General features: G+C 72.2%; 16 protein-coding genes. 7 read left to right on the top strand and 9 right to left on the bottom strand.

The annotated features are described in order from the left end of the window. Positions 1-31 precede the first annotated feature (31 nt). From ABH937_RS08375 to hrcA, 4 genes are all read right to left on the bottom strand, one after another. Positions 32-3,361, bottom strand: a complete 3,330-nt coding sequence (locus ABH937_RS08375; RefSeq protein ID WP_370217861.1) for a PDZ domain-containing protein — start codon at positions 3,359-3,361, stop codon at positions 32-34. Between the two features lie 70 nt (positions 3,362-3,431). Beyond that, positions 3,432-4,181 (bottom strand): 16S rRNA (uracil(1498)-N(3))-methyltransferase, encoded by a 750-nt coding sequence (locus ABH937_RS08370; RefSeq protein ID WP_280690349.1) that lies wholly within the window; start codon positions 4,179-4,181, stop codon positions 3,432-3,434. Positions 4,182-4,259: 78 nt separating this feature from the next. After that, on the bottom strand, positions 4,260-5,396 hold the full coding sequence (gene dnaJ / locus ABH937_RS08365) for a molecular chaperone DnaJ (RefSeq protein ID WP_370217725.1): 1,137 nt from the start codon (positions 5,394-5,396) through the stop codon (positions 4,260-4,262). Positions 5,397-5,471: 75 nt separating this feature from the next. Continuing rightward, positions 5,472-6,656, bottom strand: a complete 1,185-nt coding sequence (gene hrcA, locus ABH937_RS08360) for a heat-inducible transcriptional repressor HrcA (protein WP_370146345.1) — start codon at positions 6,654-6,656, stop codon at positions 5,472-5,474. Positions 6,657-7,013: 357 nt separating this feature from the next. On the opposite strand from hrcA, the gene htpX reads away from it, so the two are divergent. From htpX to ABH937_RS08345, 3 genes are all read left to right on the top strand, one after another. Further along, positions 7,014-7,943 carry a zinc metalloprotease HtpX gene (gene htpX / locus ABH937_RS08355; protein ID WP_370217724.1) on the top strand — a complete coding sequence of 310 codons (930 nt, stop codon included), beginning with the start codon at positions 7,014-7,016 and terminating at the stop codon, positions 7,941-7,943. A 44-nt stretch (positions 7,944-7,987) separates the two neighbouring features. Continuing rightward, positions 7,988-8,572, top strand: a complete 585-nt coding sequence (locus ABH937_RS08350; RefSeq protein WP_280690352.1) for a hypothetical protein — start codon at positions 7,988-7,990, stop codon at positions 8,570-8,572. A 74-nt stretch (positions 8,573-8,646) separates the two neighbouring features. Beyond that, the gene (locus ABH937_RS08345) at positions 8,647-9,477 is read left to right on the top strand and encodes a DUF3097 domain-containing protein (protein WP_370217723.1); all 831 of its coding nucleotides are present in this window, start codon (positions 8,647-8,649) and stop codon (positions 9,475-9,477) included. 19 nt (positions 9,478-9,496) lie between these two features. Here the strand turns inward: ABH937_RS08345 and hemW are convergent, their stop codons facing one another. After that, positions 9,497-10,726: a radical SAM family heme chaperone HemW gene (gene hemW / locus ABH937_RS08340; protein WP_370217722.1), complete on the bottom strand. Its 1,230-nt coding sequence runs from the start codon at positions 10,724-10,726 to the stop codon at positions 9,497-9,499. A gap of 57 nt (positions 10,727-10,783) precedes the next feature. After that, positions 10,784-12,697, bottom strand: a complete 1,914-nt coding sequence (locus ABH937_RS08335) for a long-chain fatty acid--CoA ligase (protein ID WP_370217721.1) — start codon at positions 12,695-12,697, stop codon at positions 10,784-10,786. Between the two features lie 381 nt (positions 12,698-13,078). Between ABH937_RS08335 and ABH937_RS08330 the strand changes: the two genes are divergently transcribed. Next, the gene (locus ABH937_RS08330) at positions 13,079-14,812 is read left to right on the top strand and encodes an ABC transporter ATP-binding protein (RefSeq protein ID WP_370217720.1); all 1,734 of its coding nucleotides are present in this window, start codon (positions 13,079-13,081) and stop codon (positions 14,810-14,812) included. Positions 14,813-14,949: 137 nt separating this feature from the next. Next, the gene (locus ABH937_RS08325) at positions 14,950-16,833 is read left to right on the top strand and encodes an ABC transporter ATP-binding protein (protein WP_370217859.1); all 1,884 of its coding nucleotides are present in this window, start codon (positions 14,950-14,952) and stop codon (positions 16,831-16,833) included. Positions 16,834-16,909: 76 nt separating this feature from the next. On the opposite strand, the gene lepA is transcribed toward ABH937_RS08325, so the two are convergent. Beyond that, positions 16,910-18,781 (bottom strand): translation elongation factor 4, encoded by a 1,872-nt coding sequence (lepA, locus tag ABH937_RS08320; RefSeq protein WP_280690357.1) that lies wholly within the window; start codon positions 18,779-18,781, stop codon positions 16,910-16,912. 256 nt (positions 18,782-19,037) lie between these two features. Here lepA and rpsT point away from each other — a divergent pair, with 256 nt between their 5' ends. Both rpsT and ABH937_RS08310 read left to right on the top strand, forming a co-directional pair. Then, positions 19,038-19,304 carry a 30S ribosomal protein S20 gene (gene rpsT / locus ABH937_RS08315; RefSeq protein WP_280690358.1) on the top strand — a complete coding sequence of 89 codons (267 nt, stop codon included), beginning with the start codon at positions 19,038-19,040 and terminating at the stop codon, positions 19,302-19,304. Positions 19,305-19,714: 410 nt separating this feature from the next. After that, positions 19,715-20,506 carry a hypothetical protein gene (locus tag ABH937_RS08310; protein WP_370217719.1) on the top strand — a complete coding sequence of 264 codons (792 nt, stop codon included), beginning with the start codon at positions 19,715-19,717 and terminating at the stop codon, positions 20,504-20,506. Between the two features lie 94 nt (positions 20,507-20,600). Here the strand turns inward: ABH937_RS08310 and holA are convergent, their stop codons facing one another. Both holA and ABH937_RS08300 read right to left on the bottom strand, forming a co-directional pair. Further along, complete coding sequence (gene holA / locus ABH937_RS08305; RefSeq protein ID WP_370217718.1) at positions 20,601-24,785, bottom strand: DNA polymerase III subunit delta; 4,185 nt, start codon at positions 24,783-24,785, stop codon at positions 20,601-20,603. A gap of 34 nt (positions 24,786-24,819) precedes the next feature. Then, the gene (locus ABH937_RS08300) at positions 24,820-25,779 is read right to left on the bottom strand and encodes a helix-hairpin-helix domain-containing protein (protein WP_370217716.1); all 960 of its coding nucleotides are present in this window, start codon (positions 25,777-25,779) and stop codon (positions 24,820-24,822) included. Between the last annotated feature and the right edge of the window lie 309 nt (positions 25,780-26,088).

Below are 26,088 nucleotides of genomic sequence, written 5' to 3'. Positions count from 1 at the left end.
CGCAGGGTCGGTCGGTCTCGGGCGGAGCCCGTCAGAGCGGCGGCAGCGGCGGCGGGGTCTTGGCCGGCGTGACGGCCAGCGCGGCCAGCGCGATCCGCACCCCCTCGGTGAGCTGCGGGTCGCGGCCCGCCGCCCAGTCGTGCGGGGCGATCGGCACCTCGACGTCCGGGACGACCCCGCGGTTCTCCAGGCCCCAGCCGTAGCCCTCCAGCCAGGTCGCGTACTTGGGCTGGGTCACCCCGGTGCCGTCGACCAGGCCGTACTTGCCGTCGATCCCGATCACGCCGCCCCAGGTGCGGGTTCCGACCACCGGGCCGATGCCCAGGGCCTGGATCGCGGCGTTGACCACGTCGCCGTCCGAGCCCGCGTGCTCGTCGGCCAGCGCCACCACCGGGCCGCGCGGCGCCTCGCCAGGGTAGGGCTCGGCGGTGGCCATGCCGCGGCCGTAGCCCCAGCCGACGATCCGGCGGGAGAGCTTCTCGATGATCAGCTGGGAGGTGTGACCGCCGCGGTTCTCCCGCAGGTCGACCAGCAGGCCCTCCTTGGCCAGCTCCACCCGCAGGTCGCGGTGGAGTTGGGCCCAGCCGGCGCTCATCATGTCCGGGACGTGCAGGTAGCCCAGCCGTCCCTCGGAGAGCCGGCGCACCTCGGCCCGGCGGCCGGCCACCCAGTCGTGGTAGCGCAGCGCCTCGTCGTCGGCCAGCGGCACCGCCACCGGGTAGCGCACGGTGCCGTCGGCGTGCTGGACGGTCAGCTCGACCGGCTGCCCCGCCGTGCCGGCCAGCAGCGGGGCCGGGCCGGCCACCGGGTCGACCGGGCGGCCGTCCACCGCGAGCAGCGCGTCACCGGCCCGCACCGCGACCCCGGGAGCCAGCAGCGGGGAGCGGGCCCTGGGGTCGGAGGACTCGCCGGGCAGGATCCGGGCGATCCGCCAGACCTCGCCGTCGCGCACCAGGTCGGCCCCGAGCAGGCCCTGCGGCCGCGAGGCGGCCGCGCCGCGGGCGTGCGGCGAGACGTAGGCGTGCGAGGTGCCCAGCTCGGCGACCACCTCCCAGAGCAGGTCGATCAGATCGTCGTGCGAGCCGAGCCGCTCGACCAGCGGGCGGTAACGGTCCAGCACCCCGGCCCAGTCGACGCCGCCCAGGTCGGCCCGCCAGAAGTTGTCGCGCATCAGGCGGCCGTTCTCCTCGAACATCTGCCGCCACTCGGCCGCCGGGTCGACGGTGACCCGCAGCCGCCCGAGGTCCACCCGGGCCTCGTCGTCATCGCCGGCCTTGCGGTCGGCCGGGACGATCCGCAGCTCGCCGCCGTCCAGCACCGCGAGCCGGGCGCCGTCGCCGCTGACCGCGAAACCGTCCAGGCTCTCCGCCAGTTGCTCGGCGCGCAGCTTGACCAGGTCGAAGCGCTCCAGCACCGGGCCCGGGCGCTCGTCGTCGGGGGTGGCGGCGTCGTCGCCGAGTTCGCCGACCACCGGGTACCTGGTCCACAGCACGCCGTCCTTGGCGGTCCGCAGCACGCCGAACCGGCCGCCCTCGACCGGGAACGGGACGATCCGGTCGGCCAGCCCCACCAACTCGACGGTGGTGACGGGGATGTCCGACTTCTCGGTGGCCTCGGTGGTCTCGGTGGCCTCGGTGGCCTCGGTGGTGTCGCCCGCCTCGGTGCCCTCCGCCGGCTTCTCGGCCGCCTTCTCCTCCGCCTCGTCCACCCCCTCGGCGGGCCGCCCGCCGCGCCGGGGGCCGAACGGCGAGGGCGTCTCGGCGGCCAGCGTGATCAGGTACGGCCGGGCGCCGGTGGGGAAGCCCAGGTCGAAGCTGTGCGCGTCGTAGACCGGGTCGAAGTTGCGCAGCGAGAGGAAGGCGAGGTGCTTGCCGTCGGCCGTGAACGCCGGTGACGTGTCGACAAATCGCTGCGGGGTGGCCTCACTCACGGTGCCCGAGGCCAGCTCGGCGAGCATGATCTGGCGCAGCGAGAAGGGACCCAGGGCCGGCTGGGACCAGGCCAACCAGGCCGAGTCGGGGCTGAAGGCCAGCCCGGTGACCTCGCCGTCGACGGCGCCGGCCAGCTCCCGCACCGCGCCGTCGGCCAGCGTGACCAGCAGCACCCGGCCGTCGGCCGCCGCCACCGCCGCCTGCTTGCCGTCGGGGGCGACCAGCAGGCCCAGCACCCGGCCCAGCGCGCCCGCCGCGAGGCGGTGCCGCTCGGCGCCCAGCACGTCGGGGGCGTACTCCAGGGCGTCCTCGCCCTCGGCGTCGGTCACCCAGAGCGCACCCTGGGCAGCACCCTCGGCAGCGCCCTCGGAGGCCGGCGGCACCACCCGGGCCAGCCGGGCCCGCGCGCCCGGGGTCTCGTCCAACACCCGGGCCGGGCCCTCCCGGTGGGTCAGCCAGTGCACGGTGCCGCGCACCACCACGGCGGCGGCGCGAGCGGTGGCGTCCGGGGCGGCCGAGGTGAGCCAACCCGCGGCGGGCAGCGGGTAGCTGCGGCGCCCGGTGCGCGGACCGGCCGGGCGCACGTCCAGCCGCCGCGGCCGGGCCTCGCCCTCCAGGGTGTCGAGCAGCCACAGCTCGCCGCCGCTGTGCCAGACCACCCGGGTGCCGTCGGTGGCGGCGTTGCGGGCGTAGAACGGGTGCTCGACGTCGGTGTGCCGGCGCAGCCCCGAGCCGTCGGGGCGGCTGGAGTAGAGCTGGCCGCTGCCCTCGTGGTCGCTCAGGAAGGCGATCCGGTCCCCCACCCAGAGCGGCGACTCCACGTTGCCGTCCAGCTCCTCGTGCACCCGGGCGAACTGGGCACCGGCGCTGCCCAGCCACAGCCGCCCGGCGTTGCCGCCCCGGTACCGCTTCCAGTACGCCGGCTCGGTGGCGGCCGCCGAGAGCAGCAGCACCCGGGCCTCCTCCCCACCCTGCGCGCCGACCGGACCCTCGAAGGCCAGGTTGCCGATCGGCCCGAACGGCAGCCGCCGCGGCTCGCCGCCGTCCAGCGGGACGGCGAAGGCCCAGGTCTGACGGGACGTCGGCTGGCCCGCGCTGGTGATCGCCACCGGCTCGCCCTGCGGGGTCCAGCCGCGCAGCCGGCTGCGCCCGGTGTGTCCCCAGTGGGTGAGCCGGCGGGCCTCGCCGCCGTCGACCGGGGCGACGTAGACCTCGGCCGAACCGTCCCGGGTGGAGGTCCAGGCGATCAGCCGGCCGTCCGGGGAGAACCGCGGACGGGAGACCGGCGAGCGGTCGGCGGTCAGCCGCCAGGCTCGGCCGCCGTCCACCGGGGCGAGCCAGATGTCGTCCTCGGCGACGAAGGTCACCAGGTCGCCGTGCAGGTGCGGGTGGCGCAGATAAGCGCTCGCTGGAGTGCTCTCGGTTTCCATCACCGCGCCAGGTTATGCAGCCCGGGGCGGGTGGGACCAGCGATTCTCCCGAGCTCGGGCAGCTGCTGGTTCAGGACCAGCGGCCGGTGCGCCCCAGCAGCAGGGCACCCGCGGCCACCCCTGCCGTGGAGGTGCGCAGCACCGAGGGGCCCAGCCGGTAGGGCTTGGCGCCGGCCTCGGCGAAGGCGGCCAGCTCCTCGGGGCTCACCCCGCCCTCCGGGCCGACGATCAGCACCAGCTCGCCGCGCTCCGGCAGCTCGGCGGTGGCCAGCGGTTCGGCGCCCTCCTCGTGCAGCACCGCCGCGAACGCCGCCTGGGCCAGCAGCGGGGCCAGTTGACGGGTCGTCATCGGCTCGCGCACCTCGGGGAAGCGCAGCCGGCGTGACTGCTTGCCGGCCTCGCGGGCGGTGGCCCGCCACTTGGCCAGCGCCTTGGCGCCGCGCTCGCCCTTCCACTGGGTGATGCAGCGGGACGCCGACCAGGGGATCACCACGTCGACGCCGACCTCGGTCATGGTCTCCACCGCCAACTCGCCCCGGTCGCCCTTGGGCAGCGCCTGGACCACGGTGATCCGCGGCTGCGGCTCGGCCTCGGCACGCAGCTCGGCGAGCGCGATGTCCAGCGCGTCCTTGCCCAGCACGGCGCTGACGGTGCCGTGGCCGCCCAGGCCCCGGCCGTCGGTCAGGGTGACCGGCTCGCCGACCTCCAACCGCTTCACGGCGGCCGCGTGCCGCCCCTCGGGTCCGTCCAGTCGGACCACGCCGCCCGGCACGGCGCCGGCCAGCGTCGCACTCTCCACGACGAAGACGGGTGCGGTCATCGCGCGCTTCTCCTAGAAAACGGGTCGGGGTGGGCCGCCAAGGTCCTGGAGGCCCACCCCGAGAGAGTCGGTGACCGCTCAGCGGCCGTTGAAAGCGTCCTTCAGCCGGGAGAACAGCCCCTGCTGCCCCGGCGCGAAGTGGCCCGAGGGCCGCTCCTCGCCGCGCAGCACCGCGAGGCGGCGCAGCAGTTCCTCCTGCTCGGGCTCGAGCTTGGTGGGCGTCTGCACCTCGACGTGCACTATCAGGTCGCCTCGGCCGCCCCCGCGCAGGTGGGTGACGCCCCGTCCGTGCAGCGGGATCGACTGGCCGGACTGGGTGCCGGGCCGGATGTCGACCTCCTCCAGGCCGTCCAGGGTCTGCAGCGGCACCTGGGTGCCGAGCGAGGCGGCCGTCATCGGGATGGTCACCGTGCAGTGCAGGTCGTCGCCGCGCCGCTGGAAGGTGGCGTGACTGGTCTCGGCGATCTCCACGTAGAGGTCGCCGGCCGGGCCGCCGCCGGGGCCGACCTCGCCCTCGCCGGCCAACTGGATCCGGGTGCCGTTGTCGACACCGGCCGGGATCTTGACCGTGAGGGTCCGGCGGGCCCGGACCCGGCCGTCGCCCGCGCACTCCGGGCACGGGGTCGGGACCACGGTGCCGAAGCCCTGGCACTGCGGGCACGGGCGCGAGGTCATGACCTGGCCCAGGAAGGAACGGGTGACCTGGGAGACCTCACCCTTGCCGCGACACATGTCACAGGTCTGCGCCGAGGTGCCCGGGGCCGCGCCCTCACCGGAGCAGGTGGTGCAGGTGACGGCCGTGTCGACCTGGAGCTCCTTGGTGGTGCCGAAAGTGGCCTCCTCCAGGGTGATCTCCAGCCGGATCATCGCGTCCTGGCCGCGCCGGGTGCGCGAGCGCGGGCCGCGCTGGCCGGCGGCGGCGCCGAAGAAGGCGTCCATGATGTCGGAGAAGCCGAAGCCCGCCGCACCCGCGCCGAAGCCGCCCCCGCCGCCGTTCGGCGACAGCGGGTCCCCACCCAGGTCGTAGACCTGCCGCTTCTGCGGGTCGGAGAGCACCTCGTAAGCGGCGTTGATCTCCTTGAACCGCTCCTGCGTCTTCGGGTCCGGGTTGACATCCGGGTGCAGTTCACGGGCAAGGCGCCGGAACGCCTTCTTGATCTCGTCCTGCCCCGCGTCCCGTCGGACGCCGAGTACCGCGTAGTAGTCCGTGGCCACCAAATGCTCCGCTTGTTCTGCCTGTGGAAAGTCCTGCTGCGACTGGTTTGCCTACTAAATCTAGTAGGGGTGCTGCTACGACTCGGCCAGGATCTGCCCCACGTACCGGGCGACCGCCCGGACCGCCCCCATCGTGCCGGGGTAGTCCATCCGAGTCGGGCCGATCACTCCGAGCTTGGCCACGCTCTCATCGCCCGAACCGTAACCGACCGAGACGACAGACGTGGAATTCAGGCCCTCGTACTCGTTCTCCCGACCGATCCGCACCGTCATCCCGCCGTCGGCGCTCTCGCCGAGCAGGCGCAGCAGCACCACCTGCTCCTCCAGGGCCTCCAGCACCGGCTGGATGGTGAGCGGGAAGTCATGACCGAAGCGGGTCAGGTTGGCCGTGCCGGCCAGCATGATCCGCTCCTCGTTCTGCTCCACCAGGGTCTCGAAGAGGGTGGAGAGCACGGTGGAGACGATCGGGCGCTCGGCCGGCTCGAAAGCGGCGGGCAGATCGTCCACCAGGGCGGGGACGTCGGGGAAGCGCTGGCCGCCGGCCCGGGCGTTCAACCGGGCGCGCAGGTCGGCCAGGGTGGACTCGCGGGCCGGCCCCGGGCAGTCGACCATCCGCTGCTCGACCCGCCCGGTGTCGGTGATCAGCACCAGCATCACCTTGGCCGGGGCGAGCGAGACCAGCTCGACATGACGCACCGTCGAGCGGGAGAGCGAGGGGTACTGGACCACGGCGACCTGGCGGGTCAGCTGGGCGAGCAGCCGCACGGTGCGGGCCACCACGTCGTCCAGGTCGACCGCGCCGTCCAGGAAGTGCCGGATCGCCCGGCGCTCGGGGGCGCTCATCGGCTTGACCTCGGCCAGCCGGTCGACGAAGAGCCGGTAGCCCTTGTCGGTCGGGATCCGGCCTGCGCTGGTGTGCGGCTGCTGGATGTAGCCGTCCTCTTCGAGGGTGGCCATGTCGTTGCGCACGGTGGCCGGCGAGACGCCGAGGTTGTGCCGCTCCACCAGGGCCTTGGAGCCCACCGGCTCCTCGGTGCCGACATAGTCCTGGACGATGGCGCGCAGCACGGAGAGCTTGCGCTCGTCGAGCTGGCGGATCTCCAGCCGGCCGACCTCGCCGCCCTTGCCCGCGCGGGCCGCCGAGCTGGCCCTGGCGCTGCTGCGAGCCGGGCGGGCGGCGGGCCCGGACCGACCGGTCGACTGGTCGCCGACCGGGTCACGGCCGCTCTGACGCGGGTCGGAATCAGGTTCGTCGAACATGGCACGCACCTCCCTCTTCGCGCGTTGTCCAGGTACCAGGCCTGCATGGCAAGCACCGTGCCGAGTGGCTCGGCGGGTACTTCGTCGGATCGGGCTTGGCACTCTGCTCTGTGGAGTGCCAAAACCGTACCTGCCAGTGTAAGGCCCGGGTCCGACGGCAGGAACGCCCTGGCCGTGGATGCCGCGCGGATCACTCCGCGTAGCATCCCGCCGGGACGGACGTGACGCGCGACGCGCGAACGCGCCCGACAAGGGTGGTGCCCGCCGCCCGGCGAAGTGGCAGCATCGATAGCAACTGAGACCGAGGCGGGCAGAACCGCCTCGGCGATGGAGATCTGAATGGACAGAGGAGCAGCCATGTCGGCGTCCGGCCCCCACACTCGTTTTGCTCCCGACCGTGGGCTGTCCACGCGGATGGTCACCACGATGTTCCTGATCGGGCTGCTGTACGTCGGCTTCACGGGTGTGCTGATCGTCCTGCTGAGGGGCGCCTGGCCGCTGATCGTGGTGCTGATGGGCGGGCTCTTCGTCGCGCAGTTCTGGTTCAGCGACAAGATCACCGAGCGGGCGATGGGTGCCCACCAGGTCACCCCCGAGCAGTACCCGCAGCTGCACGGCACCATTGACCGGCTCTGCGCGCTGGCCGACATGCCCAAGCCGCGTGTCGCGGTCGCCGACAACGACATGCCCAACGCCTTCGCCACCGGCCGCAACCCGGAGAACGCGGTGGTCTGCGTGACCACCGGCCTGCTGCGCCGGCTGGAGCCGGAGGAGCTGGAGGGCGTGCTGGCGCACGAGCTCTCGCACGTCGCGCACCGGGACGTCGCGGTGATGACCATCGCCGGCTTCCTCGGCGTGCTGGCCGGCGCGATCACCCGGATCGCGCTCTACAGCGGCATGATGAGCGGCGGCAACCGGAACAACAACAACAATGACAACGCCGCGATCCTGATGATCATCATCCCGATCGTCAGCGTGGTGGTCTACGCGATCAGCTTCCTGCTCACCCGGCTGCTCTCCCGCTACCGCGAGCTGGCCGCCGACCGGGCCGCCGCCCAGCTCACCGGCCGGCCCAGCGCGCTCGCCTCGGCGCTGACCAAGGTGACCGGGCAGATCTCCGCGATCCCGACCAAGGACCTGCGCCAGGCGCAGCCCTACAACGCCTTCTTCTTCGCCCCGGCGCTGAACGCCCGCGAGGCGGCCACCCAGCTGATGTCCACCCACCCCAGCCTGGAGCAGCGGCTCGAGCAGCTGGGCAAGATCTCCACCGAGCTGGGTCAGCACTGACCCGCGAACCACCCCTCGAGAAGCACCCTCGAAAGGAACGATCCGTGGGATTCCTGGACGCGCTGCTGGGCCGCAGCAAGCCGGTCAAGCCCGACCTCGACCAGCTCTTCGGTGTGCCCTCCGCCGCCCTGACCCTGGAGGCCGCTGCCGGCTTCACGCCCACCGGACTGGGCTCGGTCTGCTTCGCCGCGGTCGAGGGCGGCGCCTTCGTCGAGGTCGAACGGCAGGTGCGGGCCCTGCTGGACGCCGACACGGCGGGCGGCGGCACGCCGGTCGAGGCCAGCCGGGACGAGTACGGCTACTCCTGGCTGCTCGCCCGGCACACCCCCGACGAGCTGCCCGACCTGGTGAACGACCTGCACGCGGTCAACAGCGAGCTGGAGGCCAACGGTTTCGGCCCGCAGCTGCTCTGCTCGCTGGTCGGCTTCCGCAACGAGGCCGGGCAGTCGCTGGCGCTGGTCTACCTCTACAAGCGCGGCTCGTTCTACCCGTTCGCCCCGATGCCCGGTGGCGGCGAGCGGCGCAACAGCCCGCTGGAGCTGCAGACGAAGGCGATGCTCGCCAACGACCTGCGGCTCGAGGCCGACCTGAGCCGCTGGTTCCCGGTCTGGGGCGCGCCCGGCCTGTGAGCGGCAGTGCGCGATGGTGAGCCGACGGCCCGTCCGATCCTGACGGGCCGTCGGCTTTTCCTATAGTTCCTCCCATGCGCAGCACTCAGTACGGCCCGGACCTCACCCCGCCCTGGAAGCGGCAGCAGCCAGCCACGGAGGTACCCGCCGAGCGGGACCTGGTGGTCGAGGAGGCCGCCACCGGCTTCTGCGGCGCGGTGGTGCGCTGCGAGAAGACCGCCGAGGGCGTGACCGTGACCCTGGAGGACCGGTTCGGCAAGCACCGGGTCTTCCCGCTGGTGCCGCGCGGCTTCCTGCTCGAGGGCAAGGTGGTCACCCTGGTCCGCCCGAGCGGCCCGGCGCCCGCCCGGGGCCCGGCGCGGACCGCCTCCGGCTCGATCGCCGTCCCCGGGGCCCGGGCCCGGGTCGCCCGGGAATCGCGGATCTACGTCGAGGGCCGGCACGACGCGGAGCTGGTCGAGCGGGTCTGGGGCGACGACCTGCGGATCGAGGGCGTGGTGGTCGAGTACCTGGAGGGCATCGACGACCTGCCGGCGATCGTGGCCGGGTTCGGCCCGGGGGACGGGCGGCGGCTGGGCGTCCTGGTGGACCACCTGCTCCCCGGGACCAAGGAGCACCGGATCGCCTCGGCCGTCACCGGGGAGGCCGTGCTGGTGGTGGGCCACCCGTTCATCGACATCTGGCAGGCCGTCAAGCCGGACAGCGTGGGGATCGCCGCCTGGCCCGAGGTGCCGCGCGGGGAGGTCTGGAAGGAGGGCATCTGCCGCCGCCTGGGCTGGCCGGTGGACACCCCGGCGGCCTGGAAGCGGATCCTGGCCTCGGTGAACTCCTTCCGGGATCTCGAGCCGGAGCTGCTGGGCCGGGTCGAGGAGCTGATCGATTTCGTCACCCAGCCGGGGGGCTGACAGCCCGTCAGTCTCGTGCTCAGTCCACCAGATCCCGGACCACCGCGTCCGCCAGCAGCCGCCCGCGCAGGGTCAGCGCGGCGCGACCGGCCGCGAACGGCTCGGCGGCCAGCAGCCCGTCGGCCAGTGCCCGCTCGGCGGCCCGCAGGCCGGTGGCGGTCAGCAGGTCGAGCGGACAGCCCTCGACCAGGCGCAGCTCCAGCAGGATCCGCTCGACCCGGCGGTCCTCGGCCGGCAGCACCTCGCGCCCCTGGGCGGGCGTGCGGCCCTCGGCGAGCGCCCGCGCGTAGGCGGCCGGGTGCTTGGCGTTCCACCAACGCACGCCCCCCACGTGGCTGTGGGCGCCGGGGCCGGCGCCCCACCAGTCGGCCCCCGTCCAGTACAGCTCGTTGTGCCGGCAGCGGGCCTCCTCGTCGGTGGCCCAGTTGGAGACCTCGTACCAGTGGTAGCCGGCCGCGGCCAGCGCCTGCTCGGCGATCAGGTAGCGGTCGGCGTGCACGTCGTCGTCGACCATCGGCAGCTCGCCGCGCTTGATCCGCCCGGCCAGCCGGGTGCCCTCCTCGACGATCAGCGAGTAGGCCGAGACGTGGTCGGGCCCGGCGCCGATCGCGGCCGCCAGCGACGCGCGCCAGTCCTCGTCGGACTCCCCCGGCGTGCCGTAGATCAGGTCCAGGTTGACGTGCTCGAAGCCGGCCGCCCGCGCCTCGGCGACGCAGGCCTCCGGACGGCCCGGGGTGTGGTGGCGGTCCAGCACCTTCAGCACGTGCGGCCGGGCGCTCTGCATCCCGAAGGAGATCCGGTTGAAGCCGCCCTCGCGCAGCTCGGCCAGGTAGGCCGGGTCGACCGACTCGGGGTTGGCCTCGGTGGTCACCTCCGCGTCCTCGGCGAGCCCGAACTCCTCCCGGATCGCGGTCAGCATCGCCACCAGGTCGCGGGCCGGCAGCAGGGTGGGCGTGCCGCCGCCGAGGAAGACGGTGCGCACCGGCAGCTCGGCGCTGCCCAGCACCTTGCGGGCCAGCCGGATCTCGCCGACCAGGTTCTGCGCGTAGGTCTCCTGGGAGGCGACGGCGCCCGAGGAGTGCAGCTCGGTGGCGGTGTAGGTGTTGAAGTCGCAGTAGCCGCAGCGGGTGGCGCAGTACGGCACGTGCAGATAGAAGCCGAACGGCCGGTCACCGAGTCCGGTGAGGGCGTGGGCGGGCAGCGAACCGTCGGACGGCACGGGTTCGCCGTCGGGAAGTGCGGAGGGCATGGGTCCATTGTCCGGTACGACGGGGGTTACCCCGTCCGTACCGGACCAGCCCGTGACTCAGGCCTCGTTGGCGCCCGCGTACATCTCCTGGACCGCCTCGGCGTAGACCCGCTCGACCACCGGACGCTTGATCTTCAGGCTCGGGGTCAGCTCGCCGTGCTCGATGTCCAGGTCGCGCGGCAGGAGGTGGAACTTCTTGACCGTCTGCCAGCGCTGCAACTCGCCGTTGAGCTTCTTCACGAAGCCCTCGATCAGCGCCCGCGTCTCGGGCGAGCCGGCCACCTCGGCGTAGCTCTTGCCGCTCAGGCCGTGCTCGGCGGCCCACTGCATGATCACCGGCTCGTCCAGCCCGATCAGCGCGGTGCAGTAGTTGCGGCCGTTGCCGATCACCAGGATGTTGCTGACGAACGGGCAGAGCGCCTTGAACTTGCCCTCGACCTCGCTGGGCGCGACGTACTTGCCGCCCGAGGTCTTGAACATGTCCTTCTTGCGGTCGGTGATCCGCAGGTAGCCGTCCGAGCTGAGCTCGCCGATGTCGCCGGTGTGGAACCAGCCGTCCGGCTCCAGCACCTCGGCGGTCTGCTCGGGGTTGTCGTGGTAGCCGCGCATCACGCCGGGGCCACGCAGCAGGATCTCGCCGTCCTCGGCGATCCGGACCTCGGTGCCCGGCAGCGGCAGGCCGACCGTGCCGATCCGCACGTCCTCGGCGGGGTTGACCGCCGAGCCGGCGCTGGTCTCGCTGAGCCCGTAGCCCTCCAGGATCGGCACGCCGGCGCCCATGAAGAAGTAGCCGATCTCGGGGGCCAGCGCGGCGCTGCCGGAGACCGAGCCGCGCAGCCGCCCGCCGAAGGCCTGGCGGATCTTGGCGTAGACCAGCTTGTCGGCGATCGCGTGCTGGACGGACAGGGCGAGCGGCGCACTGTCGCGGCCGGTGGCGATCCGGTTGTCCTGGGTGGTCCGGGCGTACTCCCGGGCCACCCTGGCCGCCCACAGGAAGATCTTGTACTTGGCGCCGCCCTCGGCTCTGGCCCGGCCCGCGATGCCGTTGTAGACCTTCTCGAAGATCCGCGGCGCGGAGGCCATCAGGGTGGGCTTGATGGCGGGCAGGTTGTGGATGATCCGGTCCACCCGGCCGTCCACCGCCATCACGTGGCCGGTGGCGATCTGGCCGGAGATCAGCGTCTTGCCGAAGACGTGGGAGAGCGGCAGCCACATGAACTGCACGTCGTCGGCGCGCAGCAGGCCGCTCTCCTGCTGGGCCAGGCCCTCGTACGACCAGCAGTCGTGCACCAGGCGCACGCCCTTGGGGCGCCCGGTGGTGCCGGAGGTGTAGATCAGGGTGGCGAGCTGCTCGGGGTCCAGCGCGTCGACGGAGTCGCGGACGGCGTCCGGGTTCTCCTTGAGCAGGGCGGCGCCGCGCTCCTCGAGCTCGGTCAGGGTGAGCACGGTCAGACCCTCGACCTCCGGGCGCTCGGCCGGGGCGTCGAGCAGGATCACCGTGGCCAGCTCGGGCAGCAGGTCCCGCTGGTCGACCGCCTTGGCGAGCTGGGCGGCGTTCTCGGCGAAGAGCGCCTTGCTGGCCGAGTTGGCGAGGATGAAGCCGGTCTCCTCGGCGTTGGTGCTCGGGTAGACCGTGGTGGTGGCGGCCCCGGCGCACATGTTGCCGAGGTCGGCGAGGATCCACTCGATCCGGGTCGAGGCAGCGATCGCCACCCGGTCCTCGCGCTCGATGCCCAGCGACATCAGGCCGGCGGCCACGTTCTTGACCCGCACCGCGGTCTGCGCCCAGGTGAGCGAGCGCCACTGCTCGGCGCCCGGCGCACCGTCCGCCGCGTGTTCGTCGACCGGAACGGGGAACCTGTATGCCTCCGTGTCAGGCGTGGCATCTACCCTGCTGAAGAACAGATGGGCCACTGAGGCCGGGCGCCCGGCGATCTTGTCGGAGCCGATGACGGACTGCGCTGAACTCAACGAGACCTCCGGGGGACCAGGTGGCCGAGGGGTGGATGCGTGCGGGGGCTAGGGGGTGGGCCACCCGACGGGTTCGTTATCAGCGGGTTACTTAACTCGCCGGTAACAAAGCTGCCGACAGCCTAGGCCCAAAGGGCGCCCCTGTTAAGAGGGAACCGCAGTCTGACATCGTGCCGAACTCGTAGTGCCGCATCAGTGCTTCACCAGTGCTTCAACCGTGTCTCAACAGCGCCTCATAAGCCCCTCATCAGCGCCTCAACAGCGCCTCAACCGAAGACGTGACCAATCCGATGGTCGGATCAGGAGATATACCCGCGTGGCAAGCGTGGCAAGGCAGAAAATGAGGGTGCGAATCCTCCCGTCAACGTCGAGAGTGTCCGAGTGCTGATCAGACTTCTCAGGGCCCACCTCGGGCCCTATACCAAACCCATCTCCCTGCTGGTGCTGCTCCAGCTGGTTGCCACCATCGCCTCCCTCTACCTGCCGACCCTGAACGCCGACATCATCGACACCGGCGTGATCAAGGGCGACACCGGCTACATCATCCGCACCGGCGGAGTGATGCTGGCGATCACCCTCGCGCAGATGCTCTGCTCGATCGGTGCCACCTACTACGGCGCCCGCACCGCGATGGCCGTCGGACGGGACCTGCGGGCCTCCGTCTTCGACCGGGTGCAGAGCTTCTCCTCCCGCGAGGTCGGCCAGTTCGGCGCCCCCTCGCTGATCACCCGCTCCACCAACGACGTCCAGCAGGTCCAGATGCTGGTGATGATGTCCTTCGCGCTGATGGTGGCCGCACCGATCATGTGCGTGGGCGGCATCATCATGGCGCTCAACCAGGACGTCCCGCTCTCCAGCCTGCTGGTCATCGTGGTCCCGGTGCTCGCCGTCATCGTCATCCTGCTGGTGCGCAAGCTCCGCCCCGCCTTCCGCGGCATGCAGACCCGGATCGACGGCGTGAACCGGATCCTGCGCGAGCAGATCACCGGTATCCGGGTGATCCGCGCCTTCGTCAAGGACGGCCACGAGCAGGACCGGTTCGGCGTCGCCAACGACGAGCTGACCGACTACTCGCTGCGCACCGGCCGGCTGATGGCCTTCATGTTCCCGTCCGTGATGCTGGTGGTGAACGTGTCCAGCATCGCCGTGCTCTGGTTCGGCGCGCACCGGATCGCCAGCGGCGGCATGCAGGTCGGCGCGGTGACCGCGTTCCTCTCCTACCTGATGCAGATCCTGATGAGCGTCATGATGGCCACCTTCATGTTCATGATGGTGCCGCGCGCCGAGGTCTGCGCCGAGCGCATCGTCGAGGTGCTCGACACCGAATCCAGCGTCGTGCCGCCGGTCGCGCCGGTCACCGAGCTGCGCTCGCACGGGTACCTGGAACTGCGCGACGTCGAGTTCCGCTACCCCGGCGCCGAGACCCCGGTGCTGCGCGGCATCGACATCACCGCCCGCCCGGGCGAGACCACCGCCGTGATCGGCAGCACCGGCAGCGGCAAGAGCACGCTGCTCAGCCTGATCCCCCGGCTCTCCGACGCCACCGGCGGCCAGGTGCTGGTCAACGGCGTGGACGTGCGCGAGGTCGCACCCGCGACGCTGGCCGAACGGGTCGGCCTGGTGCCGCAGAAGCCGTACCTGTTCTCCGGCTCGGTGGCCAGCAACCTGCGCTACGGCAAGCCCGACGCCACCGACGAGGAGCTCTGGCACGCTCTGGAGATCGCCCAGGCGAAGGACTTCGTCGAGCGCATGGAGGGCGGTCTGGACGCACCGATCGCCCAGGGCGGCGGCAACGTCTCCGGCGGGCAGCGCCAGCGCCTGGCGATCGCCCGGGCCCTGGTCCGCAGGCCGGAGATCTACCTCTTCGACGACTCCTTCTCGGCCCTCGACTACGCCACCGACGCCCGGCTGCGGGCCGCGCTGCTGGCGGAGACCTCGGAGGCCACCGTGGTGATCGTCGCCCAGCGGGTGAGCACCATCCGCGACGCCGACCGGATCATCGTCCTCGACGAGGGTGAGGTGGTCGGCAGCGGAACGCACCACGAGCTGATGGCCGACAACCCGACATACCGGGAGATCGTGCTCTCCCAGCTCACCGAGCAGGAGGCGGCGTGACCACCCCGCAGAAGTCCGGCGGCCCCGCCGTCGGCGCGGCCGAGCCCGAGGACGCGGCCAAGCCCGGCGGCGGCCCGGCGCTGACCGCCTCGCAGGAGGCCGCCGCCCGCCGCGGTCCGGCCGGCCCCGGCCGGTTCATGGGCGGCCAGGGTGCCGAGAAGTCGATGGACTTCAAGGGCTCCAGCCGCCGGATGCTCGGCCTGCTGCGCCCCGAGCGTGCGGCACTGAGCGGCATGGTCGTCCTGGGCGCGCTCAGCGTCGGCTGCGCGGTGGCCGGGCCCAAGCTGCTCGGCAACGCGATGGACCTGATCGTCAAGGGCTTCCTCGGCCACCAGATCCAGACCCCGCAGGCCCTGCAGTACATCCTGAGCAAGGGCGGCAAGCAGGCCGACGTGCTCCGCGCGACCCACTTCACCCCCGGCCACGGGATGGACTACGGCGCCATCGGCACCGTGCTGATCTGGGTGCTGCTGATCTACGTCGGGTCGGCGGCGTTCGGCATCGTGCAGGGCCGGCTGGCCGCGCGCGCGATCAACAAGACGGTCAACCGGCTGCGCGGCCAGGTGGAGACCAAGATCAGCCGGCTGCCGCTGAGTTACTTCGACAAGCAGCCGCGCGGCGAGGTGCTCAGCCGGGTCACCAACGACATCGACAACGTCGGCCAGTCCATGCAGCAGACCATGGGCCAGGTGGTGAACTCGCTGCTCACCATCGTCGGCGTGCTGGCGATGATGTTCTGGATCTCCTGGATCCTCGCGCTGATCGCGCTGGTCTCGGTGCCGCTCTCGGTGGTCGTCGCGGCCCGGGTCGGCAAGCGCGCCCAGCCGCAGTTCGTCGCGCAGTGGAAGACCACCGGCAAGCTGAACGCGCACATCGAGGAGATGTACACCGGGCACGCCCTGGTGAAGGTCTTCGGCCGGCAGAAGGAGGCGGCGGAAACCTTCCGCCAGCAGAACGAGGAGCTCTACGCCTCCAGCTTCCGGGCGCAGTTCATCTCCGGGATCATCCAGCCCGCGATGATGTTCATCGGCAACCTCAACTACGTGGCGGTCGCCGTGGTCGGCGGGCTGCGGGTGGCCAGCGGCGCGCTCTCCATCGGTGACGTGCAGGCCTTCATCCAGTACTCGCGGCAGTTCAGCCAGCCGCTCACCCAGGTCGCGAGCATGGCCAACCTGCTGCAGTCCGGCGTCGCCTCGGCCGAGCGGGTCTTCGAACTGCTGGACGCCGAGGAGCAGTCCGCCGAACCCGAGCGCCCCGAGCGCCCGGCCGAACTGCGCGGCCTGGTCTCCTTCGAGGACGTCGCCTTCCGCTACGACCCCGACAAACCGCTGATCGAGGACCTCTCCCTCAAGGTCGAACCCGGCCAGACGGTCGCCATCGTCGGACCCACCGGCGCCGGCAAGACCACCATGGTCAACCTCCTCATGCGCTTCTACGAGGTCACCGCCGGCCGGATCACCCTGGACGGCGTCGACATCGCCGCCATGTCCCGCGAGGAACTGCGCGCCGGCATCGGCATGGTCCTCCAGGACACCTGGCTCTTCGGCGGCACCATCGCCGACAACATCGCCTACGGCGCCACCCACGCCACCCGCGACCAGGTCATCGAAGCCGCCAAAGCCGCCCACGTCGACCGCTTCGTACGCACCCTGCCCGAGGGCTACGACACCGTCATCGACGACGAAGGCACCGGCGTCAGCGCCGGCGAGAAACAACTCATCACCATCGCCCGCGCCTTCCTCGCCCAACCCAGCATCCTGGTCCTGGACGAAGCCACCAGCTCCGTCGACACCCGCACCGAAGTACTGATCCAACGCGCCATGGCCCTACTGCGCACCGGCCGCACCAGCTTCGTCATCGCCCACCGCCTCTCCACCATCCGCGACGCCGACGTCATCCTCGTGATGGAGAACGGCTCGATCGTCGAACAGGGCTCGCACGACGACCTGATCGCCACCGAAGGCGCCTACGCCCGCCTCTACCAAGCCCAGTTCGCCCAAGCCGTGGCCGAGCAGGACTGACCTGACACATGACGAAGGGCCGCCGTCCGCAGCTGCGGACGGCGGCCCTTCGTCATGCGGCCACGCCAGGCACCGGCTACTTCTTGGCGTCCTTCGGGGCGTCCGCGTCGGTGGACAGCGCGGCGATGAAGGCCTCCTGCGGGACCTCCACCCGGCCGACCATCTTCATCCGCTTCTTGCCCTCCTTCTGCTTCTCCAGCAGCTTGCGCTTACGCGAGATGTCACCGCCGTAGCACTTGGCGAGGACGTCCTTGCGGATCGCCCGGACCGTCTCACGGGCGATCACCCGCGAGCCGATCGCGGCCTGGATCGGCACCTCGAACTGCTGACGCGGGATCAGCTTCTGCAGCTTGCCGGCCATCATGACGCCGTAGTTGTAGGCCTTGTCCTTGTGCACGATGGCGGAGAAGGCGTCCACGGCGTCGCCGTGCAGCAGGATGTCGACCTTGACCAGGTCGGCGGTCTGCTCACCGATCGGCTCGTAGTCGAAGGAACCGTAGCCGCGGGTCTTGGACTTCAGCTGGTCGAAGAAGTCGAAGACGATCTCGGCCAGCGGCAGCGTGTAGCGCAGCTCGACCCGGTCCTCGGAGAGGTAGTCCATGCCCTGGAGGTTGCCGCGACGAGCCTGGCAGAGCTCCATGATCGCGCCGACGAAGTCGTTCGGCGCCAGGATGGTGCCGCGCACCACCGGCTCGTAGACCTCGGCGATCTTGCCGGTGGGGAACTCGCTCGGGTTGGTGACGGTGTGCTCGGTGCCGTCCTCCATGACCACCCGGTAGATCACGTTCGGGGCGGTGGAGATCAGGTCGAGGTTGAACTCGCGCTCCAGGCGCTCCCGGATGATCTCCAGGTGCAGCAGGCCGAGGAAGCCGCAGCGGTAGCCGAAGCCGAGCGCGACCGAGGTCTCCGGCTCGTAGACCAGCGCGGCGTCGTTGAGGCGCAGCTTGTCCAGCGCGTCGCGGAGCAGCGGGTAGTCGCTGCCGTCGAGCGGGTAGAGGCCCGAGAAGACCATCGGGCGCGGGTCCTTGTAGCCGCCCAGCGCCTCGGTCGCACCCTTGTGCATCGAGGTGATGGTGTCACCGACCTTGGACTGCCGGACGTCCTTCACACCGGTGATGATGTAGCCCACCTCGCCGACGCCGAGGCCGTCGGCGACCTTGGGCTCGGGCGAGATGACGCCGATCTCCAGCAGCTCGTGGGTGGCGCCGGTGGACATCATCGCGATCCGCTCACGCTTGGTGAGCTGGCCGTCGACCACCCGGACGTAGGTGACCACGCCGCGGTAGGAGTCGTAGACCGAGTCGAAGATCATCGCGCGGGCCGGGGCGTCCTTGACGCCGACCGGGGCGGGGATCTTCGCGACCACGTGGTCGAGCAGGTCCTCGACACCCAGGCCGGTCTTCGCGCTGACCTTGAGCACGTCCTCCGGGTCGCAGCCGATGATGTGCGCGAGCTCGGCGGCGTACTTCTCGGGCTGGGCGGCCGGCAGGTCGATCTTGTTGAGGACCGGGATGATCGTGAGGTCGTTCTCCAGGGCCAGGTACAGGTTGGCCAGGGTCTGCGCCTCGATGCCCTGGGCCGCGTCCACCACCAGGATGGTGCCCTCGCAGGCGGCCAGGGAGCGGGACACCTCGTAGGTGAAGTCCACGTGGCCGGGGGTGTCGATCATGTTGAGGATGTGCGTGGCGCCCTCGTGCTCACCGGTCTTCGGGGCCCACGGCAGGCGGACCGCCTGCGACTTGATGGTGATGCCGCGCTCGCGCTCGATGTCCATCCGGTCGAGGTACTGGGCACGCATCTGCCGGGGGTCGACAACGCCGGTGATCTGCAGCATCCGGTCGGCGAGGGTCGACTTGCCGTGGTCGATGTGGGCGATGATGCAGAAGTTGCGGATCAGCGCCGGGTCGGTACGGCTGGGCTCTGGCACGTTCGTAGGGGTCGCGGGCACCTTGGTCCGATTCTCCGTTGGTCCGGGGGGGGCCGGACGCTGTCGTCCGATCCAGGAGCCCTGGACTGTGTCTCAAATACCAGGGTTCCGTCCATCTTCCCATGAGCCCGCCGCCACCCGCCGGTTTGGGGGGCGCGGCCGGGCCCTGGTAGCGTGGGGCGCTGCACCTCGCTTTCGGCATGCCCTCTCAGCTGGTCCGGAGCGAAGGACGCAACACCCGCAGACCCGATCGATCAGATAAGACTGAGGCTCTTTCGTGGCGAACATCAAGTCCCAGATCAAGCGCAACAAGACCAACGAGAAGGCGCGCCTGCGCAACAAGGCCGTCAAGTCCTCGCTGAAGACCGCGCTGCGCAAGGCCCGCGAGGCCGTTGCCGCCGGTGAGACCGAGAAGGCCACCGTGCTGGCCCGCGAGGCCTCCAAGGCCCTCGACAAGGCCGTGAGCAAGGGCGTCATCCACAAGAACCAGGCCGCCAACAAGAAGTCGGCGATCACCAAGCAGGTCGTCGCCACCCAGGCCTGAGCACCGCTCGCCTGGCTCGGCGGCGGCACGCCGTCGCCGTAGCTCTCCGCAGTACCTCGCAGTATCCCTCGGGTGATCGTCCGGCCCTCTACCCGGAGCCCCCAGGGCGCACGAACTCGTACCGCACGCGGCCTGCGTTCGCCACGCGGGTGCGGTGCACAGCTCGACCGGCAGGCGCCGTGGCAGTCCCTTCACTGGGACGTCGCGGCGCCTGTCGGCGCTTGCGGGGCGTTTGCGGGGCGGGGCGTTTGCGGGGGCCGGCGCGGGTGGGGGCCGGCGCGGGTGGGGGCCGGCGCGGGCGGGGTTGTGTCCGTTGTCGGTGTCGGGGGTGGGGAGGTGCGCCGGGTATATCGTCGAGCAACGCTCCGATCCCGGCTCATCACTCTCCGCCGCCTCCTGGGGGACCGCCCATGTCGACACCGCCGCAGGCTCAGCCCGGCTACGGCTACGGCTATCCGGTGTTGCCGGCCCAACCGCCCCAGCAACTGCCGCCCCAGCAACTGCCGCCCCAGCAACCACCGGTCGAGCAACCCGTGCAGGGGCCCACGCCCGTGCCACGTGGGCGGCGACTGCTGCGGCGGGCCCGGTGGGGGTTCGCGGGTGCGCTGGTGGCCTCGGTCTTCTGGACGGTGGCGGTGTGGACCGTGCCCGGGATGGTCAGACCGCCCTCCGCCGCACTGTCGACCGGGGCGTACCGGGTGACCGACAACCTGTGCGCCACGGCGCCACTGACTCGGCTCGGCCAGCTGTACCCGGTCTCGGCCGGGACGCCGAACCACTTCACCACGCGGACCAAGGCACTCGACGACATGAGCTGCACCGAGTACCTCAAGAGGTCCGCCACCGACGCCGGCTACGTCTCGGTGTACCTGGACACGTCACTGCACCACGCGGTCAACCCGGCGGCCGAGTTCGAGTCGGAGCGCAGTGCCCTGTCGCAGCGGCAGTTCCAGACCGGCGACGTCCCGGAGTTGGGCAGCCAGGCCTTCACCGGGTACCAGGACCTGCAGAGCGGCCCCGACCGCAACCAGCACTTCGTGACCCAGCTGATCTATGTCCGGGACGGTGGGGCGGTCTTCTACCTGTCCTGGACCGGCTCCTACGAGGCCGGCAAGGACCCCGTGCCCGACCGGGACGGGATTCGGCAGGCCGTGGTGATCGACGCCCGCGACGCGCTGCGGGCACTGGGCGGGCGGGGCTGAGCGGGCGGGGGTGAGCGGGCGGGGGTGAGCGCGAGCAGGGTTGTCGCGCACAGCCGTTGCCCCTGTGCTGCTTTTGTGCTGCCGCTGAGGTCCGTCAGTACGGGCGGGCGCCGGCGCGAGCCGCCCGGGCGACCGCGACCACCGCGCGCTCCAGGGCATAGGCGGGATCGTCCGAACCGCCCTTGACGGCGGCGTCGGCCTGGGCGATCGCGGTCAGCGCGGCGGCGACGCCGTCGCCGGTCCAGCCGCGCATCTGCTGGCGGACCCGGTCCACCTTCCACGGCGGCATGCCCAGTTCGCGTGCCAGGTCGGCCGGGCGCATCGAGCGGTCCGCCGTGGCGAGCCGGCCGATGCTGCGCACGCCGGAGGCCAGCGCGTAGGTGATGCCGGTCGGCGGCTGGCCCACCGCCAGCGCCCAGCGCAGCCGCTCCAGCGCGTCGGCGGCCCGACCGGTGACCGCCAGGTCGGCGACCTCGAAGCCGGTGGCCTCGGCCCGACCGCTGTAGTAGCGGGCCACCACGCGCTCGTCGATGGTGCCCTCGACGTCGGAGGTGAGCTGGCTGCAGGCGGCGGCGAGCTCCCGCAGGTCACCCCCGAGCGCGTCCAGCAGCGCCTGGCAGGCCTCCGGACTGGCCGACCGGCCGAGCGTGCGGAACTCGCCACGGACGAAGGCGATCCGCTCGCCGGCCTTGGTCAGCTTGGCGCAGGCCACCTCGCGGGCGCCGGCCTTGCGGGCCGCGTCGAGCAGGCCCTTGCCCTTCGGTCCCCCGGCATGCACCAGGACGATGATCACCTCATCGGCCGGCGCATCCAGGTAGGCCTTGAGCTCCTTCACCGACTCCGCCGCGAGATCCTGCGCGGCTCGGACGACGATCACCTTGCGCTCGGCGAAGAGCGAGGGAGTGGTCAACTCGGCCAGGCTCCCGGGCTGCAGGGCGCCGGGGGCGAGATCGCGCACGTCCGTATCGGGATCCGCAGCCCTCGCCGCGGCCACCACCTGGGCAACCGCACGGTCGAGCAGCAACTCCTCCTGGCCGACCGCGAGGGTCAGCGGGGCGAGCAGGTCGTCGGGTGCACTCTTCCTGGCCATCGCGTACCAGCATCCCATGGGCGACCGACAGGTCCGGGGCCACCGACGGCAGACCACCGGAGACAATGGTCTGCGTGAGCTCTCGTGACATCCCTGACACCCGTGACTTCGACACCCCTCCGGCCGTGCCCGTCGGCGTGACCACGGGCCGGCAGCTGCTGGTCCTGGCCGACCGCGACGAGGCCGAGGCGGTGGCCGAGGCGCTGCTCGAACAGTGGCCGGCGCTCGGTCCGTTGGAGCTGGTGCGGGATGCGCTGGCCGGGGAGGACGACGCCGAGGACGCGCAGTGGCTGGTCGTGTTGGAGGAGCCCGTGGGCGGCTGGCAGGCGGAGCTGGTGGCAGCGGTGGACGCGCTGGTCGCGGAGCACGAGGGGTGGCGCGAGGAGGGCTAGGGCCTCTCTTACGGCCGGCTTCGGTGGTGCTGTCATCCTCGTTCTCGCTGTCCGGGTGGGGGTGGATGAGGGCGCGCAGGGCGGTGGGGGTGTCACCGAGGACGGCGATGTCGCCGCTCTGGTCGGTGCGCAGCACGGTGGTGCCCAGGGCGCGTAGTTGGTCGACGGTGCGGGCGGCCGGGTGGCCGTAGGGGTTGCCGGCGCCGACCGAGATCAGCGCGAGGCGCGGTCGCAGGGCTCTGGCCAGGTCCCAGTCCTGGTTGGCCGAGCCGTGGTGGGCCACCTTGAGGACGTCGACCGGTCCGGGGTGCGCCCGGCTGAGCAGTTCGGCCTGGGCGGCCGGTTCGAGGTCGCCGAGCAGTGCCAGGCGCAGGCCGCCGGCCGTGACCAGCAGCGCAACGCTCGCGTTGTTGGCCCCCGGAGTCGCCAGGCCCAACTCGCCGACCGGCCACAGCACATCCCAGGACAGCTCGGGCCCCGCCGTACGGTGCTCCCCCGGCATCGCCCGCAGCACCGGCACCCCCGCCTCGGCCGCCCAGCGGGTCACCTTCGCGACCTCTCCCGGCGGTGTCGCCACGGTGGTCGTCTCGATCGCGCCGACCGAACGGTTGCGCAGCACACCCGGCAGACCCTCACTGTGATCAGCGTGGAAATGGGTCAACAGCACCATCGGCACCCGGGTGATCCCCAGATCGCGCAGGCAGGCGTCGGCCGCCGCCGGGTCGGGACCGGTGTCGACGACCACGGCGGTGTCCGAGCTGTCGTCACCAGGTCCGCCGGTGACGGGGAGGACCAGTAGGTCTCCCTGACCGACCGAGCACATCACCAGCCGGGCTCCGGTGGGCGGCCAGCCGGTGGCGATCCGGACCAAGGGCGCCGGGCGGAGCAGGAGCAGCAGAAATCCGAGCACGAGCAGGGCGGCCACCAGCACGCGGACGCGCCGCCGCAGCGGAGACGGGAGCACCGGCACGGGCACGGGCGTGAGCACGGGCGTGGGACCAGACGCGAACGGGGCATCGAGCTGCTGCCCCGTCAGATCGGCATCGGCCTCGGCATCGCTACCGGCGTCGTGCTTCGCGGGCAGCAGCAGCCGAACCGCGTAGCAGGCGGCGAGCACGGCGAGGGCCAGGCTGATCGTGCCCAACCAGCCCGGGGTCCAGGCGAGTTCGGCGCCCGGGAGGTCGGCGCCTGTCCTGGCCACCATCGCGAGCCACTCGGTCGGCAGCCCTGCCAACCCCGCCGCGAACCGGGCCAGCCCGGCGGAGAGCGGGGCGAGCGCGAGGGCGGCGAAGCCGGTCAGGGTGGCCGGGGTGATCGCGAGTTCGGCGAGCAGGTTGCACGGGATGCCGACCAGGCTGACGCGCGGTGCCAGCAGCACCGTGGCCGGTGCGCAGAACGCCTGCGCGGCGGCGGCGACGGCCACGCCGCCGGCCAGGTGGTGTGGCCAGCCGCGCTCGTGCAGCGCCCGCGCCCAACGCTGACCGGCGGTGAGCACCCCCAGGGTCGCGAGGGCGGACAGCAGGAAGCCGTAGGAACGGGCCAGGAACGGGTCCACCAGCAGCAGTACCAGGACACCACCGGCCAGTGCGGGAACCGCCTGGCGAGGCCGCCCCATGGCGAGCGCGAGCAGCCCGACCAGGCCGGTGGCGGCAGCTCTCAGCACGCTCGGGTCGGGCCGGCAGAGCGTCACGAAAGCCACCGTCAACACCGCGCCCAGCAGCGCCGTGACACGCAGCGGAACGCCCAGCAGCGCGGCCAGCCCACCGCGCTCGGCGGTGCCGGCCCGCGCGGGCGCGCCGAGCAGGACGGCGAGCACGATGGAGAGGTTGGCGCCGCTGACGGCCGTGAGGTGCACCAGGTCGGTGGCGCGGAACGCCTCGTCCAGGTCATCCGGCATCGCCGAGGTGTCGCCCACCACGAGCCCCGGGAGCAGCGCGCGGGCGTCGGACGGCAGCCCGGCACAGGCCTCGCGCAGGCCCTGGCGCAGCCGACCGGCCAGTCGTTGGGCCCAGCTGGGCGGGGCGAGTTGACGCGGTGGCCCCTGGGCGAGCAGAGCGGCCGCCGTGTCCCGTCCCGCCCCGGAAGCTGGCAGCACCCGGCCCTGCGCGGCGATCCGGGCGGACGGCAGCAGGCCCTGCCAGGCGGCGGCGTCGCGCTCCTGGACGATGACGGTGACGGGCGTGCGGGTGCGGGTGGTGGCACCGGTCGAGACGGTGACCTGGTCGGCGATCGCGTCGACGGTGAGGACGGGGTCGCCCGGGTTGGAGCCGCGCGCGTGGGAGGTACGGGTGTGCGGGTCGCCGGTGATGGTGAGGTCGACCGAGACGTGGGTGGAGCTGGGCGCTGGAGCGGGCGTGGGAGTGGGCACGGGGGTACGGGCGGCGACCGGAGCGTCGGGGGCGGCGGCAGTTGAGCGGGCCAGCGCGGGCAGCGGGCCACGGTGCAGGTCGGCGGTGTGCAGCACGGTGCAGGTGGTGGCGGCCGCGCCGGTGAGCAGCAGGGCGGCGACCATCGCGAGCGGTGCGTGCGGGTGGTGGCGGGCGTTGCCGTCGGGGTCGTCGGGGTCGTCAGCGTCGGGGTCCTCATCGTCGGGGTCGGCGTGGTGGCGGTGGTGGTAGTGGACGGCCAGCAGGAGGAGCGCGGCGGCTCCCGCGGCGAGGCCGGCGGCGGTCAGCAAGGCCGGGGCGTGCCCGGCGTCGGCGCCGAGCAGCAGGGCGGTGACACACCAGGCGACGATGGCGGGCAGCAGCAGGCGCAGGTCGGTGTGCTGGCCGGCGGCGGAGGGTGGAGGTGGCATCAGTGCCCCCGGAGTCGGGTGGGCGGGCGCGGGCTCACAGGGTCACCAGGGGTTTGAGCTCGGCAAGCTTTCGATCTCCGATACCGCTGATCTGGCGAAGTTGGTCGAGCGAGCGGAACAGGCCGTGCGCGCTGCGGAAGTCGAGGATGTGCTTGGCCAGGACCGGCCCCACCCCCGGCAGCGCGTCGAGTTGATCCAGCGTCGCGTGGTTGAGGCTCACCGGGGCCTTCGGACCGGTTGGTGAGAGACCGCCCTGAGCCGGCGGGGACGGCGCGCCGACCAGGACCTGCTCACCGTCCAGCAGGATGCGGGCCATGTTGAGCGTGTCGGTGTCGACCCCCGGCAGCGCGCCGCCGGCGGCCCGGAGAGCGTCGGCGACCCGCGAGCCGCTGGGGAGCGTCCGAATGCCCGGGTGGGCCACCCGGCCGGCGACGTCGATCACGACGGGCGACGACGCCGGGCTGTCGCTCCCCGCTGTCGGCGCGCCCGGGGAGGCCGGGAGCGGAGCAGCGTCGGGAGCCGCTGTCGGCGCAGCGGCGGAGCCGGCGTTGAGGGCAGGTGCGGTCGAGAGCTCCGCTTGAGCGGCCGATTTGCTGACCGGTCTGGTGGAGCCGACCGGGACGGCGACGGGTTGCGGGCGGCCGAACCAGAAGTGCTGCACCGCATAGCCGACGGCGAGCAGGAGGAGCACGGTGAGGCCGAGCACGGCCTTGCTGTCGGCGAGCAGCAGGGAGTGCAGGGCGGCGGGGAGGCGGAAGCGACGGCCGCCGGAGCGGGTGAGGACGGGGCTGGGCGCGAGCGGGCTGGCAGGGGGCGCGGGCTCGGGGGTTGCAGGAGCGGGAGTGGGGGCGGCCCCGCCCGGTGGCTCGGCGGCCGAACTGCCCGGCGTGGCACGGCGACCGTAACCCTGCGGCCAACCATCCGGCAGACCGGCCGAGTCGGTCTGCGGCGGGGCGGGCTCGCGGGCAGCGGCGGGCGAGGTCGGCGGCCTCAACGGCGAGGCGACGGCAGGAGCGGCAGGGACGGCAGGAGCGGCAGGGTCGACAGCCGGACCGACGGAAGTGGCAGCACCGGAGGCAGTGGGCGGTCGAGGCGAGGAAGGAGCAGGCGCAGACTCAGCGGCCGGGCCCGCGGATTTCAGCGCACCCGCGGCCGTCGCCGACCGACCCTGGGCGAGCGAGGCGCGGAGTCGGGCCGCCGCGGCTGACCCGGCGTCCACGCGCGGGGCACTCGTGTCAACGCGCGGCGATGGGCGGATGGGTGCTGGGGCACTGAGGGCAGCCAGGCGGCTGCGGGCGAGGTC

The organism is Kitasatospora sp. GAS1066B (genome assembly GCF_041262605.1).
In the GTDB taxonomy this organism is placed as follows: domain Bacteria; phylum Actinomycetota; class Actinomycetes; order Streptomycetales; family Streptomycetaceae; genus Kitasatospora.
The sequence above is the reverse complement of the archived record's forward strand: the minus strand, read 5'-3'. Positions and strand labels throughout refer to the sequence as shown.